Source organism: Geomicrobium sediminis (assembly GCF_016908595.1).
In the GTDB taxonomy this organism is placed as follows: domain Bacteria; phylum Bacillota; class Bacilli; order Bacillales; family Marinococcaceae; genus Geomicrobium_A; species Geomicrobium_A sediminis.
Genome location: NZ_JAFBEC010000016.1, coordinates 25,235 through 42,652 on the forward strand (window position 1 = coordinate 25,235; position 17,418 = coordinate 42,652).

A 17,418-nucleotide genomic window follows, 5' to 3' on the forward strand; every position below is an offset into this window, starting at 1 on the left:
CACCTTATTTCTTCGGGTCTGTTGGATAATAGGTCACGCTTCGGGTGCGATCCTTTTTCACAGGCAGGCGAAACACACTATCATTGATGTTTTTCATGCGGTTTAAAGGTCTCACAAATGGGAAGCCAAAGCTCGTTAATGATGCGATATAAATGAGTAACAGAAATACCCCGATAAAGAAGCCATAAAGACCGAGGAGCGCGGCAAGTCCGACGATGAAAAAGCGGATAATTAGAATGTTCCCAGCAAGACTTTGATCGGTAAGCGTGTAGGTTGAAATGAGTGTAATTGCTCCAACGACGAGTGTTGCTGGTGATGTAAGGCCGGCTCGAATAGCAGCATCACCGACGATTAGACCACCGAGTACGGCAACGGTTTGACCGACGGGTTTAGGTAGGCGAATCCCAGCTTCTTTGAACAACTCAAAGAAGAGGAGCATGAGAAAAATCTCGAGCGGCAAAGATAAGGGGAGGCCTACTCGTGATTGGGAAACGGTAGCAACTAATGGAAAAGGGATTTGATCAATTTGATAAGACGTAACAGCTAACCAAAAGCCTGGTAAGAGGATACTCGTAATTAACGCAGTAATTCGAATGAGTCGCTCTGCATTTACATAGAAAAAACTTGATTGTGTATCTTCTGCTGAACGAATGAGTAGTGAAAAGTTTGTTGGACCAATTAAAGCACTGGGGTTACCGTCAATGATAATTGCGAATCTTCCTTCGTTTATCGCATCGACGACAAAGTCAGGCCGACCACTGTACTCTACTAAAGGTACGAGTGAATAAGTATTGTCATAAAGCAATTCTTCAATTTGATAGCTACTTGCAACAATTGAGATGTCAATGCTCTTTAAACGTTTGTCTATTTCAGTCAGAAGTTTTGGTTCAATGACGTCATCCATATAAAGCAACTTCACCTGAGTGTGACTTCTGCGACCAATAGAGTAAGTTTTAACTTTTAATGTGCTTGTTTTGAGTCGTTTTCGGATTAAGGAGACGTTATCGGTTGCACTTTCGATAAAGCCATCTCTTGGACCACGAATGGATACTTCCATGTTTGATTCTTCGACGTTACGATTCATGATCTTAGGAATTGAGATGCTATAAAGGAAGTGACTTTCATGAATATACACAACGACCGACCCTAAAAAAACGTGCTTTTCGACAGTGTCCATATAGTTTTCTTGAAGAGAAATTGGGACTGGCTCGAAGTAACGGTCTAATACGGCTCCCTTTTGTCGCTTTGGTTGCCCAACAACATGGCTCAAATTAGGTAAAAGAGATTGATAAAGAAGATTACTGTCGATTAACCCTTCACAATACACGAGTGTATACGTTGCATCATCCGGCAGCTCGTGTTTGGAGATGATCACGTCATCTGTCGATGTAAATACAGCATTAATTTGTGCGGGTACGTCTTTGGCTTTTCTGATGAGTGTCGCCTCTTTTTTTGATCGTCACGAGAATTGAGAGCAGAATCAATGCACTGCTTAGAAAATAAAACGTAAAGGGGAAGTAAACGTTGTGCATGAGATCGATAAATGTTCGATGTGAAAAAGGCATGATGATAAGAATGAACAGCATAATGTAAATCAAGACTAAGGAAATCTTCTTCTTTTTAAATGGGAGTAGTTGGTTGAGTAAGATTGTGAAAAGTGAAACTCGTACGAGTAAGCCACTAAATCATTGAAAGATCGATAGGAAATCGAGGCGAGTAATATAACGACCAAGTGATAGAAGTCGCCATTGTTCATAGGCAGGTGTGTTTAGTTTTAGTGATTCAGCAATACCAAAAGCAGCGAGTGATCCTGTAAGGGGTCCAAGAATAAGAATAAAAATAACGAAACCTGATAAAAGCAGACCTTTAAACGTTAATCGTTTCTTCGTATAACTGAGTAGAAATAAAATATAGATGAGCTCTAAAAAACCAGAATTTGTATACAATATACCTTCGAACATAGGCGAGAAGCCGTCCTCAAGCATTGGAAACAGCAGATCGTAGTTTTTACTTTTCAGGTTTCCAACTCCTACAAGAATTCCAAATGAACATACAATCGGGAATAGAATTACGGCAATAAATCCGAGGACAAAAGAACCCTTATAAGCGGCGTAAAAACAAATTAAAATAAAGCCACATGCAACGATTAATTCGGGAGCTTCGGCAGCGTAATTAGACTTGGCCCAATCGACCGAGAACTTTAATGAAATCAGTGATTCAGCAAAGAAGATGATCATAAAACAAGTTAAGATCGTCCATGCCACAGGTGCAGGGTAGTGATCCTTAAGAAACGTAGCGAGGTCTTTGCCATTTAATTTGCGAATCATCAGTGCGATGAGCGTAATGATAATCAGCAGTGTAAAAAGGCTAGTTATCACGCTAATCCAAGCATCTCGACCAGCGGAATTCAAAAGGCTAGGCATGAGGAGAACATGCACCATAAAGCCAGTGGCAATAATAATTAAAATATAAATATGAATAGGTTGTAATCTGCCAATGTTCATGTTCTATCTCCTCTGCATAACAACGGTTCAAAGTTATCGTTACCATGAAAGGAGAATTTATACAGGTTTGGTAAAGGTGCTAAAAATAAGCGGACGCGCTTGATTCTCGTTATGTGATAGCAAATACAACTAAAGAAAAAATTCATAAAACTACCATAGATAGAAAACGTCAACTAGATTGACATATTTTTTGTATAGATGCCCCTTCGTTCGATTTGTACAATACGCATAGTAACGAAAATTACTTAAAAAGGGGAACTAGACATGGGGAAAAGGGGAGTAAACGGGGTAACAGCTTGTGGCTTCGCGTGTTTGTTTGCTTTTTCGACAGATGTCGTTCACGCAGAAGAAACAGAAGGTTACTTTATTGGAGTTAAAGATTCATCTTGGCTCGAACGTGAGGAGATTGAAACCTCTTTTGAATTAGACGTTGAATATGAGTATGACGAGTTAAAGGTCTTATATGCTTCAATGACTGATGAAGAAGTTGCTGAACTCGAACGTTCTGAGCAGATAGACTATATAGAAAGAGACCAAGTCGTCAATGTAGAGCAGCAACAGGTTCCTTGGGGGATTGAACATATTGGTGCTCCAGCATATTATTCCAATGGATTTACAGGAGAAGGAATTGATGTTGCGGTATTGGATACAGGGATTCAAGCTGAACATCCTGATTTGAATGTCGTTGGTGGTGAAAGCTTTGTGTATGAAGATCCGTTTGTCGATTCCAACGGCCACGGCACGCACGTTGCAGGTACGATTGCAGCGTTGGATAACGATTTTGGTGTTGTTGGCGTTGCACCTGAAGCGAATCTTTATGCAGTAAAAGTATTAGCTGGCAATGGATCTGGTAGCTTAAATAGCATCATCCAAGGGATTTATTGGGCGATTGAAAATGACATGGATGTGATGAACTTAAGTCTCGGTTCTTCAACAGGTTCTACAGTCATGTCTGACGCAATTCATGCAGCAGAAGAAGCAGATATCGTCGTCGTAGCAGCAGCTGGGAATACAGGTGCAAGTCAAACTGGGGGCAGTACTGTTAGTTATCCAGCGGCGTATGAATCAGTTGTTGCTGTAGGAGCAACAAACCAGTCAAATGGACGGGCTCCGTTTTCAAGCGTAGGTCCCGAATTAACGATTATGGCTCCGGGTGACCAAGTGTATAGCACGTATGGCACTGACGGTTATCAAACATTAAGTGGGACGTCGATGGCATCACCGAAAGTGGCCGGGTTTGCTGCATTGTTACGTGAGAAAAACCCTCATGCAAGCGCATCGGAACTTCGACAGATGATGATTGATACTGCTATGCCGCTTGGGGAGCATCATGAGTATGGACACGGACTTATGCAATTAGAAGCAGCCTTTGGAGAAATCGAATAAAAAAAGTTCGACTGGAAGTTCCAGTCGAACTTTTTTACGTAGAAATCTGCATTGCATGAGACAAAATTCGAACTGCGGCACGTAACTGATCAAGATCAAAATGCATTGCAGGGTGATGAAGCCCAGGTTCTAAGTTACATCCAATACCGAGCATGGTGGCTTTAAGCGCGGGATGGTAGATTGTGTAGTTATGAAAATCATCACTTCCGGGTGTATGGAGACGTGGTTTAAGGTTTTGTTCTCCAACACATTCGACAATTGCTTTGGATAGAATCGCTTCAGCTACTTCGTCAATCACTGCACCCGGTGTGTCGTCACCAATCGTTAATTCAATTTCCACACCGTAATAAGAGCGAAGTGTGTCCTTGATATTCATAATGTTCGCTGTCAAAAGCTCCATCGTGTCATTTTCATCTGCACGGAGGTCTAAACTGAAATGAGCATTCCCTGGAATGATGTTCGGACTTTTTCCACCTGCGTGAAAAGCTGTCATTTTCGCCGAATAAGTGGCCATCGGATCTAGTGACATGGCATTGAGTTTGGCTACAAAATCCATCCCGACTTGAATGCTATTTACATTCAAATGGGGCCTTGCACCGTGAGCATCGTCGCCAGTAATTGTTCCAGTCATAAAACGAGAGGCACCGTGCTGGATGGCAGGTGAGTATTGACCTGAAGATAGCTCTTGAATCGGGCGAAGATGCATCCCAAACAGCATCGAGACGTCATCGATAACCCCTTCTTTACATAGAGACATTGCGCCTAAGCCGGTTTCCTCTGCAGGTTGAAAAATAAAGCGATACGTATGGTCTTCAGGTAGTGTACTTTGCCTGTTTAAAAGGTTTGAAATAACACCTAAAGCGATGGTCATATGAGCGTCATGACCGCAAGAGTGATTCGCTTTCCACTCGCCATTTACTTGTTGGTCAACAGCATCGATATCAGCACGCAGTGCAATGATGCGTTTGCCGTGTCCAACTTCAACATACAGACCCGTGGTCGTTTTAAAATGGTGTACATGAAGACCTAACTGTTGAAGGTGGTTCGTTAAATAGCGGGTAGTTTGATACTCTTCTCCGCTAATTTCAGCGAGTTCGTGTAAATCATGATAGATGTTTATAAGGTTGAAATGCTTCGTTTGTTCATCCATAAAAATCTCCTAACACGTTCAAATAAACGGTGATACACTAAGGTTTGCTTTTTCATAGTCATTTAAATGTTTCGCAACGCTTTCATAGTCATTGACCGAAAGGGCAGATAATAACAAATGAATGATGGCAAAGAGTGAAATCATGCGTTTTGAAGGGACGATTGAATCTTGTTTACCAGCGATCATGGAGCAATCCGCAATTTCGTGTATCGGTGCACGGTGTTCATCGATAATTGCTAAGACAGTTGCACCACGAGATTTGGCAGCACGAGTAAACGTGAGTGTTTCTTTTGTGTATCTTGAAAAAGAAAAAGCAATGAGCACGGTTTTCTCTGAGGTTCGATTAAGCAGATGAATGTTCTCATCAATGCCGCTTCGGTAGAGGGTTGCATTTCCTTTTAACGCATTTAATGAATACGTTAGCCAGTGTGCAGCAGAAAATGAGGTTCTTAAACCGATGACAACAATCTCTTCAGCAGAAGTAATCGCTGAAACGAAACGGTGAAGCGTTTGCTGTGATACGGTTTCAAATGTCTCTTTCAAGTCAAAAAGAGCGTTATATTTTTCGTACTCGATTAGATCTTGTTCATGTTTGAGCGTGTTCGTCTTCATTTCGAAACGACCGAGCAAGTCATTTGAGCTTTCAGATTCATCGGTAATCATTTGCGCTTGCAACGCTTCTTGTAATGGTTTATAGCCGTTATATCCTAAATCTTGACAAAGGCGAATGATGGTCGTCTCGCTCGTATTAGCGAGACGACCAATTTTCTGAGCAGGATATAATGCAACCTGTTCTGGGTGTTCAATCATGTAGTGGGCAGCTTTTTGCTTGGATTTGGACAGGCTCGGGTAAAGCTGATGCAATTTGGACTGAATCAAGTGCTACACCATCCATTCTTTTACATAGAGAACGTTTCTAGTCTTTTCGTAATTGAGTCAACATGAGTTTGATCAACCGTGACACCGATACCTTGTTCTGTAGGAACAGCAACGGTACCAGCTTCACTCATCGTAATCTCAGGTTCAATAATATCTTTATCCCAATAACGGGCAGAAGGGGCAGTGTCTCCAGGAATGGAGAAGTTATGGAGACTAGAGATTGCTACATTATGAGCACGTCCGATTCCTGTTTCAAACATCCCTCCGCACCAGACCGGAATGTTATTTTCAGCACAAAGGTCGTGAATTTGTTTCGCCTCGAACAGACCGCCGACACGACCGATTTTGATGTTGATCGTTTTACAACTACCTAGTTCAATTGCTTTTCTAGCATCTTCAAATGAATGAATACTTTCATCGAGGCATACGGGTGTTTGGATGGCAGCTTGTAACTTGCTATGATCAACAATGTCGTCATGAGCAAGTGGTTGTTCAATCATCAGTAAGTTGAGTGTATCCATCTTCTTGAATAGCTCGAGATCTTGAAGCGTGAAAGCAGAATTGGCGTCTGCCATAATTGACACAGCTGGGAAAGCTTCACGAACCTGTTTGAGAATTTCATAATCAAACCCAGGCTTAATTTTGATTTTGATTTTCTGATAGCCTTCATTCACGTACACGTTGATCTTTTCTATAAGTGTTTCTACATCTTTTTGAATGCCAATGCTAATTCCGACAGGTACTTCCGTTTTTGTGCCACCGAGCACTTCGGAAAGGGATTTTGCTTGTTGCTTTGCATACAAATCCCACAGTGCACAGTCAACGCCACCTTTTGCCATTTGATGACGGCGAATTGGTGCTAACAGACTAGAAATATCAGAAGGGTGCTGAATGGACGCACCTTTTAGTCTCGGAATAATAAAGTCTTTAATAATATGAATCGCTGTTTCAACCGTCTCTTCGCTATAGTAAGGATCGATATCTGCTACGCACTCACCGTAACCGACGTACTCTCCATCGGTAACTTCAATTAATAGGATTTCTCTCGTATCCGTTATGCCAACGCTCGTCTCGAAGGGAAATTTCATCGTCATGTCAACCGTTCTTAAGGTCAGGTCAGTAATTTTCAATGTCAAAGCTCCTTTAGTTATTCAGTAACATGTGTATTCCAAAGTATTAAACCTTGTTGAAAGTCATAGCCATCTACGTTTTCACGAACAGTCGTAATGGTCGTTTTATCCCCGAAGCGAATAAGAGGAAGGTATGTCCAAATCTCTTCTTGTAAATCTTCGTAATACCTCATGGCTTCATCTTGATCGACTGCGGTACGGATGTTGTCAACGTGTTGGTCAATTTCTTCGCTATTCGTCCAACCTGGCCAGCCGGCACTAGACTCTAGGAAAACGTATTGGGTTGGTGATGCAGGTGTTTGGAAGCCAGTGACAAATGCGTCATGAGCGGTAGGGTCCGCTCGTCTTTCTAATACGGTAGGCCAGTCATAAAGGTCTAATGTCACGTTCATTCCGATTGCTTCTAATTCTTGTTGAATAACAACTGCAGCACTATAATGATCGTCATAATCTCTAGACGTTAAAATAACGACTTCTTCTCCATTATAAGCTGATTCCTCTAACAGTTGTTGCGCGAGCTCTGAATCATTTTGATTGTAGTATTCTGAACCGACTTCAGTGTACCAGTCTGCTCGATCTTCTGTCATAAAGTCATGGGAGATCTTATAATACTCTTCATTTGTAAATGCAGCTTGTTGGATCGCTTCCATGTTCAGCGCAGTGTTTGCTGCTTGGCGAATGGCTTGGTCGCTAAATACCCCTTGTTCTTTATTAAAGATTAACGCATTAAACCCGTTTTGATCCGCATGGTTAACAACGTTAGCGTCTTGCTCTAATTGCTCGACATTGTCAAAAGGAATCGCATTCGCTACATCATATTGATTACTTTGCATGCCAGCAACTCGTGTGGACGGGTCGGTAACGAATTCAAAGTAGATATCACTTGCATGCGCTTCGCGTAGAGAAGCGAGGCCTGTGGATGTTTGTTCAGGGTTTTCGTAGTCTTCAAATCTCGATAAATGAATATGTTGATCATGTTGCCAATTTTCTAACTTATAAGGGCCGGTTCCGATGTGTTCACTAATGCCATCTGCACTAGCACTCTCTGCAAGGTCTGCAGGGGTAATTGCAGCAATTTCATCTGGAGAAGCAAGTGTTGTAATAGCAACAGCTGAAGGTTCTTCTAATTCCAATAAAACGGTATGCTCGTCCACTGCAGAGATTGTTGCATCGCTGAATTCTTCTTTTGCATTAGCTGCTGTAGTAAACCAACGCTCCATGGAAGCAACAACATCGTCAGAAGTCATCGTTTCACCGTTATGAAAGGAAACATCCTCTCGCAGTGTAAACGTATAGCTCGTCCCGTCATCACTAACGTCATAACTTTCTGCTAACCAAGGTTGGATCTCATAATTCTCATCAAACGTTACGAGACCTTCGTAAATGTGGCGAGCGATGTCTCTCGTTGCTACGGCTGTTGTTATGTAAGGATCAAGTGATGGTGGTTGAGCGTTAAAGGCCACACGAAGTTCACTCGTTGCATCTGGAGAAGAAGTGTGTTCAGCTTCGGTCGTATCTTGCGGTTCGTCGTTGCCGCAAGCGGTTAGTAAAACTAGCGTACTTACAACGAAAAGCCCTTTGGTCGAAAAGTATGTTTTCATGATGTCCCCCTAACGATCACTCCAGTTATGTTGTCATTGAAGTGATTGCTGATTATTTTTATATAAGTATGAAGTTTATCCTTCAAGAAATCAATATTGATTTTAAAATATTCTTACAAATAATAAAGCCTTCAAATTCTCTTAGGTTTGAGAATTTGAAGGCAGTCTCTATGAGTGAGGTGTAACGTTAAGCTCTGGTGTTTTTGGATCTTGATCCTTTGGTGTATCTTGCTTTAGTGGTCGTTTTGACCAATAGGTAGCCATGATTGGTCCGGTAATGTTATGCCAAGCCGTTCCGATGACGCTAGGGATTGCGGCAAGAGGCGAAAGGTGTGCGGTTGCAAGTGTTACACCAAGCCCTGTGTTTTGCATTCCGATCTCGATGGAAACGGCACGTCGTTGACTTGGGGTTAGCTTAGAAATTGTAGCGGCTGCATAACCGAGTGCAAGGCCAGCGGCGTTATGAAGCATAACAGCTACGAATGCAATTAAGCCTGCTGAAGCGAGTGTATCAGCATTGGCACCAACAGCACCAGACATGATTGCAAGAATAGCAACGACTGATACGAGTGGCATAACAGTAACTGTCTTATCAACAAATGCTGGTACGAACTTTCTAAGTAAAAGTCCAATGGCTACTGGGATAATGATCACTTGAATAATCATGGTGAACATGCTCATAAAGTTAACTGGCATCCACTGTCCAGCGAGCAAGAATAAGATGGCTGGCGTTGCAATTGGCGCAACGAGTGTGGATATCGACGTCATCGTAATGGAGAGAGGCAAGTCTCCTTTAGCTAAGTAAACCATAACGTTTGAGGATGTTCCACCAGGTACAGAGCCGAGAAGAACGAGTCCAGCAGCAAGCTCAGGCGGTAAGCTCAATGCTAAGGCAATAAGAAAAGCAGTGAGTGGCATAATTGTATATTGAAAGAGAAGACCTAATAAGACCGGCGTCGGTTTTTTTGCTACGAGTGTAAAGTCGACAGGCTTTAACGTCATTCCCATTCCAAGCATAACGATCCCGAGTAAGATCGGAACGTAGCTATTGATCGGGATGAATGGGTCTGGCATAAGAAAAGCAGTGAATGCTGCGATGATTACGAGTACAGCAAAGTAACGACCTGCAAATGTGCTCACTGAAGCAAGGAACTTCATCGTTATTCCCCCATTAGTTGATAAGTTTATTAGGATTCATACGATTATCTGGATCAAATGTTTGCTTTAGAACCTTCATAAGTTGAAGTGCTTCTCCGTGTTCTTTCTGTTGGTATTTCTTTTTACCGAGCCCAACCCCATGTTCACCGGTACAAGTTCCCCCAACAGAAAGGGCAAATTCAACAACTTCTTCATTAAGTTTGGAGGCAGCTTCAACTTCTTCTGGGTCGTCACGATCAAACATTACTAAGATATGATAGTTTCCATCGCCAACATGACCAGCAATGCCACCTTCAAACCTCGATTGATCGACGACTGAACGAGCGTGGGTAATTGCAGCGGCCAACTTAGAAATTGGCACACACACATCTGTTACCATCATTTTTTTCCCTGGTGAGCTGTGAACGTGTGCATAAGCAAGGTTATGTCTTGCTTCCCATAATTTGTTCCGAGCAGCCGTGTCTTTTTCAAATTCAATTTCTTTACAGCCGAACTCTTTAACAATTTCTTTTGTAAATTCAACGTCTTGCTTTAATCCAGCTTCATTACCGTGAAATTCTAAAAACAATGTTGGCTGAATGGAGTAATTTGTGTCGCTAAACTCATTGGCCTTTTGAATAGAGGGCTCGTCAACGAGTTCGCATCGTGCTACTGGAATACCCGCTTGAAGAATTTGTACGACTGCTTGGACAGCGTGATCAACGGACGGGAAGGTTGCACGACCAGCAACAATTTGTTCTGGAATTCCGTACACTTTCAATGTGAGCTCAGTGAAGCAACCGAGAGTCCCCTCTGAACCGGCAAACAATCCATTGAGGTTATAGCCAGACGACGATTTAGCAGCTAAGCTACCTGTATGAATGACAGAACCATTTGCAAGGACAACCTCTAAATTGCGAACTTGATCTCGCATAATGCCATAACGAACGGAGCTCGTTCCACTGGCATTGGTGGCAGCCATGCCTCCGACGGTCGCATTTGCACCAGGATCGACAGAGAAAAAAAGACCATGCTTCTTTAATTCTTTATTTAATTGGTCTCTCGTCACACCAGGTTGAACTTTCACGAGCATGTCATCCGCTAGAATTTCAATAATGTTATTCATTTCTGAAAAGTCAATTGAAATGCCATCGGTCGTTGGGATAATATGACCTTCTAAGCTCGTGCCCATTCCATATGGATAGACGGGGCGATTTTCTTGTTTTGCGATGTTTAAGATGGATTGTACATCTTCTGTGCTATGAGGAAACACGACGACTTCAGGCAAAATGGGTGCATGATACGACTCATCTTGGCTATGTAGCCCTCGTACACTTTCACTCGTAGAGAGTTGAGATTCTTGTAAAACTTCTTGTAATAATCCAATCAGGGTGGACATTTGTGTATCCCTCCGAAGCAAAAATAGATATAAAGAGCATTATACACGAATTCAAAACGAAACGTTATAACTATTTTGAAAGATTATATAACAAGAATAGTATCTACAATAAGCATGGAATACCAAATTATCGGACAACCCATGTGAAGGTCGTAAATCGATCGGGAAATGTTAATGCGTAATGGTATACTTGGCTAATGGAATGAAGTGGTAGGATAAAGATAAGATCGATACGAAGAAGGTGGAGCAGGTGAGACGACTATTATTAAATCTATTCGGTTGTTTCGTATTGACAGCTGGGATTGAAGTGACTGGTCTAGCTGGATTAGCGACTTCTGGAGCGGCAGGTATGTCACTTACGCTAATGGGAATTATTGAATTGCCTTTTTACTTATTGTTTATTCTCGTTAACATACCTTTTTTCATTTTGTCCCTCATAAAACTTGGCAAGGACTACACATTGAACTCCCTCTACTCTGTTACTATTGTTTCAATTATGACTATTTTTAGTGGGCAATGGTTTCAAATGGAGATTCCAACAGCAATCGGTTCTGTAATTGGAGGGCTACTTGTTGGAATTGGTGCAGTGCTAATTTTCTTAAGCCAATCATCGATGGGTGGAGCAACGATTCTTGCTGTATATTTACAAAAACGATATCGGATAGATCCTGGAATTGTTATCTTTTGTTTCGATACATTTGTTGCATTTATATCATTTCTTATCTTAGGAGTTCATCAAGGTTTGTTGACGATTGTGAACATATTTGTCTGTTCGGTTGTGATCAGCCTTTCTAAACAAGCAATAGCGAAAAAAACGTTGAATATTGTCAGCGAAACTTAAGGGAAATTGTCATCATTTCCCGGGAAATGAAAAAGACCCTCGTTTTTAGAGGGTCTTTTTCGACTGTTTATAGAATCGGTGACAATAAGCGAGACACAGCTTCTTTGATTTTAATCCATAGTGAGCGTTCTTTATAAAGCTGTGGAGTAAGTAAAGTGCTGTCTTTCATGTCGTCTAGAAAAAGGTTGTGCAATTTTTGTGCGACGGCTTCATCGTATACGGTTGCATTTACTTCGAAATTCAAACGAAAACTCCTTGAGTCAATGTTCGTTGTACCGACTGAACAGACTTCTTCGTCAATGACAATCGTTTTCGCATGCATAAATCCCTTTTCATAAATCCAGACGTTTGCTCCGTACTTCAAGAGCTCACCTACATGCGCAAGTGTTGCCCAGTAGACAAATGGGTGATCGGGCTTGTTAGGAATCATAATGTGAACATCAACGTTACTTAACAGTGCGATCTTAATCGCGTCCATAAAACTCGTATCGGGAATAAAGTAAGGCGTTTGAATCTTGATGCTTTTCTTCGCTGTCATGATGAGCTTGATGTACATATTCTTAAGGTGTTCAGTTTCTGAGTTCGGTCCACTATCAACGATTTGAACAGGGCTAGAGCCACTATGACGTTCTTTTCGACCAGCATATTCAGAGAGGTTGATTGAATCTTGTTTGGTTGCTTGCTTCCAATCAAGGATGAACCGGCCATGAATATGATCTACAGCACCACCTCTAATACGAAAGTGGGTATCTCGCCAATAGCCGAACTTCTTTTTCTTCCCCAAATACTCTCGCCCGACGTTAAACCCTCCAATGTAACCGATGTCGCCGTCGATAATACAGAGCTTACGGTGATTTCGGTTGTTAATACGAAGGTTAACGACTTTAAAGATTGAGGGGAAAAATGCGGCAACTTCACCATTGTGCTCAATAAGTTCCTTGAAGAATGAGCGATTTAATCGCCTGGAGCCGATATCATCATAAAGGAGCCTGACTTTTACCCCTTCTTTAGCTTTTGCCGTCAATTCATCACGTAATTTTCTTCCGAGTTCATCTCTTTGAATGATGTAATACTGAATGTTGATTTCTTCTTTTGCTTGGCGAATATCATGAAACAGTTCATCGAATTTCGTCTTTCCTTCAGTGAATAATTCGACCTCGTTATCTGTCGTTATGATGGAGGTAGACGATTGCAAATTGATTAGCATTAATTGTTCATATTTATCTTGAAGCTTTTGATCTTGGAACACAGATAAGTGTTGTTGCAAATGATAGACTTGAGCTTCTACAGCGATCTTTAAGTATTCACGTTCTTCTTTGGAGAGATTGTAGAAGTTCTTTTGTTTTAAATGTCTTCCGAATATGAGATACAAAATAAATCCACCAATGGGTATGAAAAACAAAATGAGAATCCATGCCCACGTAGCACCGATGTCTCGTCGTTCAATAAACACGATAATAAAAGCGAGAAGTATATTAATGAGTAGAACAATTGAAAAGGTGCCTGTAATGAAAGACATTGCATCAAGCCCTTTCTTTAAGAAATTGGCTATTATTATTGTAAGCAAAAAAAGGAAGTAATACCAATATTGTCTCGACTCATGTCGAAATCGCGCTTCAAATATCTTAAATCCGTTTAGGATATAGAGATTTGCTAGATTTTATATTACATTGAATAGGAGATAATTGATTTTAAACAATTTGACATTGATTCTAATTGTTTAACCTACAATTCTAAAAAGAGAGATACGCGCTTAAGGAGGAATCACAGGTGAATCACAAGGAGCAGACCATCGTACAATCTATCGGTAAATGGTACGAGAGTATGATTCAAGGTAGAGAGTTACGAGAGGTCCACCAAATGAAGCTAGACGTTGAAAGGCGTCTGCCTCATGAGATGCAGTCGACAATCAAGATGTATTATGAACTTGTTTTATTCTATTACAATATTACGTATCATCGCGTTTTAGATCAAACGGCACCAAAAGTAAAGCAAGAGTTAAACCCCATGATTGAGGAAACAAAAAGAGCTGTATCGTTTCTGCACCATTCATTGATTGGAAAGCTGAATCATGAACAAGGAAAGTATCATTCAGCGATTGATTCTTATCACCGTGCAGAAGAGTACATGCACGGCATTGGTGAAGATAAGAAAGTAAACTTCTATAATCATTTAGGGCAAAGCTATTTAAAACTGAACAATAGTTATCAAGCAGACGTATATTTTAGAAGGGCAATGTCTTTTAGTAGCAAAGAGTCGATTCTACGAGAGGACATTGGTTTTTATAGTGAGCGAAAAACGACTGCGTTTAATCAAGGACGGAAAACGAGTCATCAACAACGAGCGATCCAGAGCAAACGCACGAAGGTCACTTCATTTAAAAAAGCTCAATAATTCGCTTAAACGATCGTTCTCTTTCTAATGGATCATAGATCGATGCGACTAGAAGAAAGGATTCTGATTGATAGTCATCAACTAGGCGTTTCATCGCCTCTTTTACTCGTTTTGGTCCCCCGATAATCATCCGTTTTCGATTCTGTTTGATCTTCTTTTGATCACTCAATGAGAATGTTTGTCTACTAGCTTCTTCGTATGAAGGGATCCGACTGTCTAATCCTTTTTCTACGTTTAAAAGCCAAAGATCCTGGCTTAATGCCAGTTTTTCAGCATGTTCATTATCTTTTCCACAGATTACAAAGACGGCAGTTTTTATATCGTGTGTATGATGTAGCTCGCGTAATGTTTGATGAGTTTCTACACCGTGTTCAGGTTGGATAAAGTGTCCAAACACATATCCAACTTGTTCATCATTGGCAAGCTTTGCGCTATTCGGTCCTAGTCCAAGTACATATAATCGGGGTGGTTCTTGCGTTCGGGGAGTCGCCCTGATTTTTGTATTCCCATGTACATAGTTTTGTAATTGCTGTACCTTTTGTTGGAAAATCCCCATCTCATTTTCTTTTCCATTCGCTAGAAGTGAACGGATCGTTTCATTTCCTCCAGGAGAGCGACCAACACCGGCTTCAATTCGTCCAGGGAACAACGCTTCTAATTGGAGGAGTTGGGAAGCGACTTTGTATGGACTATATTGCGGTAAAAGAATTCCGCCACTACCTACTTGAATCTGCTTTGTCCGGCTTGCGGCGGCAGCCATCATAATTTCGGGTGAGCTTGAGGCCATGCCCTTTGTTCCATGATGCTCAGCGAACCAGTAGCTAGAATAACCCCAACCTTCTGCTAACTCCACGAGTGAGAGGGTGTGTTGTACAGTCTGCTCAGCAGTCATATTCTTTGGAGTCGGCATTTGATTGAGAATTCCTAGCTGCATAAATTCCACGTCCTTATCATTAACGTCTGTCATATATAGTGTATCAACCGAATGCAATCATTCGTTTGTTCGTTGCTTCCTTAAGACAATTGACTTTGTTACGGGTGCAAATTGTGTATTCCCTCTATCGCGCGTTTCAAACCAGACGAGCATACGCTTTGATTAAGTGTATTTCTTTATCGCACAATACGAATTAAGAAAGAAACCTCAGCTTGATCGTGCGTAATGTAACTAAGTCATTAAAACAGAAGAATTGTAGGTCGGTGCAAGGGAGAGAAACCTTATGCTATAGTAAGGGAAAAAGAGCTGATATTATGCAGAAGCAAAAAGCATTTGTAATCGGAGATTTGCACGGATGCTATGATGAATTGCAACAATTGCTCGAGCATTGGAATCGTGACGAAGAGATGCTCGTTTTTTTAGGGGATTACATTGATCGTGGTCCGAAGTCGTTACAAGTTGTTCAATGTGTCATGAAGCTTCAAAATCAATACGATGACGTGATTGCACTAAAGGGAAATCATGAAGATATGTTCTTAGATTGGATGAATTCGGAGCAAGTCGAACGTTTCCTACGTAATGGTGGTGTGCAAACGTTAGATTCAATGATTGAGCAAAGTGAAACATTTGATGAAGGTTCTTACACAGCGTTTAGAGCGATTATTGAAGAGGAATTTGATGAAGAGTTGCGATTTATGAAACAGCTACCCCATTTCCATGAATGGGGTGACTATTTCTTTGTACATGCTGGCATTGACGTCAATAAAGAGTTGGCAGATCAGACGAAAGAAGATTACCTCTGGGTTCGTGAACCATTCCATGCTGGCTGCAATCGTTCTGGTAAAACGATTATCTTTGGTCATACCCCTGTCCAACGTTTGCATGAAGACGAGCGCGATGAGGCTTGGTTTTCTGAATGTGAAACGAAGATTGGTATCGATGGTGGGGCAGTGTTTGGAGGACCATTAATTGGATTAAAGGTAGCTCTTGATGGGGAGCCGGAAGTTATTGTTGTAAACATCGAAGATGAGGTTTAAGTAAGAAAGCGTGCCATGAGAACAGTATGTTGGAAAGTTCCATCAGGCATTCTTTTATCATCTTTTAAGGTTCCTTCAATAACGAAGCCGTAGTTTTTGTAGAGTTGAAGGGCCTTATAATTTGATTCTTGAACTCGCAAGTTACTTTTGCGAGTTGATGATCGTCTGCATAGGACAGACAATCTTGTAATAATCTCGTGCCAAGTCGTTTGCCCCAATGACTCTTTTGAATGGCAACCCCAAATTCAACGTGATGTTGAAACCGATTTAAGTTGCTTCCTTGTAATCTAGCAAATCCGACGAGCTTTTGATTGTGTTCAGCGACAACACAATAACGGTTCTCTTCCTCGTGATCTTTAATTTGAATCTCTCGAAACTGTGCTTTGCTTAAGGCCTGTTCGCCTTCTTCGCGGTCTAGATGATCCGTTTCTTTGTCGACGAGTTGACGTAAGTTTGAGAGTTGCAACGCATCGTGTACAGTAGCAGCTCGAACAGTGTAGTCGAACATAGATGTGACTCCTTTCAAGTGGTTGAATTGCATGAGCGTTGCAGTGAGGAACGATTTCCGATATGCTAATAATAAGGATGATTCAAGGGGATTAGAAAGTATGAAACGAACACAATTTGACTGGACGAGCATGTTTATATATTTTATCATTGCTTTCGTCTTAATAACGATTTTGAATACACTTGGCTATGAATTGCCTTGGTACGGAATGATTTTACTGTTTCTCATCATTTGGATTGCAGTAACCGTTTTCGTGAATATGGTTCGACGAGATCGTGCAAAGAAGATGGAAGACAAAGAAAATCAGTAAACACGTAAGTCTCTTCGTAATGAGGAGACTTTTTTTAGTGCGTATTTTGAGGTAGTTCATCGTTTCAAGCTTGCTATAAATGGTTAGATCATTCTAGTGAATATGGAGAAAAAGATTGTAAGCAATTCAGGAATGTAAGAAATCGCTGCAGAAACAGTTTTGACCGTGAGGAAATCTTACAAGAACTTTTTAAAAATTTTAAATACTA

Annotated in this window: 16 protein-coding genes; 5 read left to right on the top strand and 11 right to left on the bottom strand. The window is 41.2% G+C overall.

Features of this window, described 5'->3' with window-relative positions:
- Window positions 1-4: 4 nt before the first annotated feature.
- Window positions 5-1,435 carry a spore germination protein gene (locus JOD17_RS18700; protein WP_338028831.1) on the bottom strand — a complete coding sequence of 477 codons (1,431 nt, stop codon included), beginning with the start codon at window positions 1,433-1,435 and terminating at the stop codon, window positions 5-7.
- A gap of 250 nt (window positions 1,436-1,685) precedes the next feature.
- On the bottom strand, window positions 1,686-2,504 hold the full coding sequence (locus tag JOD17_RS18705; RefSeq protein WP_204699505.1) for a GerAB/ArcD/ProY family transporter: 819 nt from the start codon (window positions 2,502-2,504) through the stop codon (window positions 1,686-1,688).
- A 264-nt stretch (window positions 2,505-2,768) separates the two neighbouring features.
- Between JOD17_RS18705 and JOD17_RS18710 the strand changes: the two genes are divergently transcribed.
- Entirely contained in the window at window positions 2,769-3,890 is a 1,122-nt protein-coding gene (locus JOD17_RS18710; protein WP_204699506.1) for a S8 family peptidase, read from the top strand.
- A gap of 34 nt (window positions 3,891-3,924) precedes the next feature.
- Here the strand turns inward: JOD17_RS18710 and JOD17_RS18715 are convergent, their stop codons facing one another.
- The 6 genes from JOD17_RS18715 to JOD17_RS18740 all read right to left on the bottom strand — a co-directional run bounded on the left by JOD17_RS18715 (window position 3,925) and on the right by JOD17_RS18740 (window position 11,186).
- On the bottom strand, window positions 3,925-5,040 hold the full coding sequence (locus JOD17_RS18715) for an amidohydrolase (protein WP_204699507.1): 1,116 nt from the start codon (window positions 5,038-5,040) through the stop codon (window positions 3,925-3,927).
- 18 nt (window positions 5,041-5,058) lie between these two features.
- Window positions 5,059-5,919, bottom strand: a complete 861-nt coding sequence (locus JOD17_RS18720; RefSeq protein ID WP_081831665.1) for a MurR/RpiR family transcriptional regulator — start codon at window positions 5,917-5,919, stop codon at window positions 5,059-5,061.
- 20 nt (window positions 5,920-5,939) lie between these two features.
- Complete coding sequence (gene menC / locus JOD17_RS18725; RefSeq protein WP_204699508.1) at window positions 5,940-7,049, bottom strand: o-succinylbenzoate synthase; 1,110 nt, start codon at window positions 7,047-7,049, stop codon at window positions 5,940-5,942.
- Window positions 7,050-7,066: 17 nt separating this feature from the next.
- Window positions 7,067-8,650 (bottom strand): ABC transporter substrate-binding protein, encoded by a 1,584-nt coding sequence (locus JOD17_RS18730; RefSeq protein WP_204699509.1) that lies wholly within the window; start codon window positions 8,648-8,650, stop codon window positions 7,067-7,069.
- Window positions 8,651-8,818: 168 nt separating this feature from the next.
- The gene (locus tag JOD17_RS18735) at window positions 8,819-9,808 is read right to left on the bottom strand and encodes a bile acid:sodium symporter family protein (RefSeq protein ID WP_204699510.1); all 990 of its coding nucleotides are present in this window, start codon (window positions 9,806-9,808) and stop codon (window positions 8,819-8,821) included.
- Window positions 9,809-9,821: 13 nt separating this feature from the next.
- Window positions 9,822-11,186 carry an FAD-binding oxidoreductase gene (locus JOD17_RS18740; RefSeq protein WP_204699511.1) on the bottom strand — a complete coding sequence of 455 codons (1,365 nt, stop codon included), beginning with the start codon at window positions 11,184-11,186 and terminating at the stop codon, window positions 9,822-9,824.
- A 250-nt stretch (window positions 11,187-11,436) separates the two neighbouring features.
- On the opposite strand from JOD17_RS18740, the gene JOD17_RS18745 reads away from it, so the two are divergent.
- On the top strand, window positions 11,437-12,027 hold the full coding sequence (locus JOD17_RS18745; RefSeq protein ID WP_204699512.1) for a DUF6198 family protein: 591 nt from the start codon (window positions 11,437-11,439) through the stop codon (window positions 12,025-12,027).
- Between the two features lie 67 nt (window positions 12,028-12,094).
- Here the strand turns inward: JOD17_RS18745 and cls are convergent, their stop codons facing one another.
- A complete protein-coding gene (cls, locus tag JOD17_RS18750) occupies window positions 12,095-13,546 on the bottom strand; it encodes a cardiolipin synthase (RefSeq protein WP_204699513.1) in 1,452 nt (483 codons plus the stop codon).
- Window positions 13,547-13,797: 251 nt separating this feature from the next.
- Here cls and JOD17_RS18755 point away from each other — a divergent pair, with 251 nt between their 5' ends.
- Complete coding sequence (locus JOD17_RS18755) at window positions 13,798-14,421, top strand: hypothetical protein (RefSeq protein WP_204699514.1); 624 nt, start codon at window positions 13,798-13,800, stop codon at window positions 14,419-14,421.
- On the opposite strand, the gene JOD17_RS18760 is transcribed toward JOD17_RS18755, so the two are convergent.
- Complete coding sequence (locus JOD17_RS18760; protein ID WP_204699515.1) at window positions 14,405-15,355, bottom strand: MsnO8 family LLM class oxidoreductase; 951 nt, start codon at window positions 15,353-15,355, stop codon at window positions 14,405-14,407. The genes JOD17_RS18755 and JOD17_RS18760 overlap by 17 nt on opposite strands.
- A 314-nt stretch (window positions 15,356-15,669) precedes the next feature.
- Between JOD17_RS18760 and JOD17_RS18765 the strand changes: the two genes are divergently transcribed.
- The gene (locus JOD17_RS18765) at window positions 15,670-16,392 is read left to right on the top strand and encodes a metallophosphoesterase family protein (protein ID WP_204699516.1); all 723 of its coding nucleotides are present in this window, start codon (window positions 15,670-15,672) and stop codon (window positions 16,390-16,392) included.
- Window positions 16,393-16,456: 64 nt separating this feature from the next.
- On the opposite strand, the gene JOD17_RS18770 is transcribed toward JOD17_RS18765, so the two are convergent.
- Window positions 16,457-16,900: a GNAT family N-acetyltransferase gene (locus JOD17_RS18770; protein WP_204699517.1), complete on the bottom strand. Its 444-nt coding sequence runs from the start codon at window positions 16,898-16,900 to the stop codon at window positions 16,457-16,459.
- Between the two features lie 100 nt (window positions 16,901-17,000).
- On the opposite strand from JOD17_RS18770, the gene JOD17_RS18775 reads away from it, so the two are divergent.
- Complete coding sequence (locus JOD17_RS18775; protein ID WP_042416076.1) at window positions 17,001-17,210, top strand: hypothetical protein; 210 nt, start codon at window positions 17,001-17,003, stop codon at window positions 17,208-17,210.
- The last annotated feature ends 208 nt before the right edge of the window (window positions 17,211-17,418 follow it).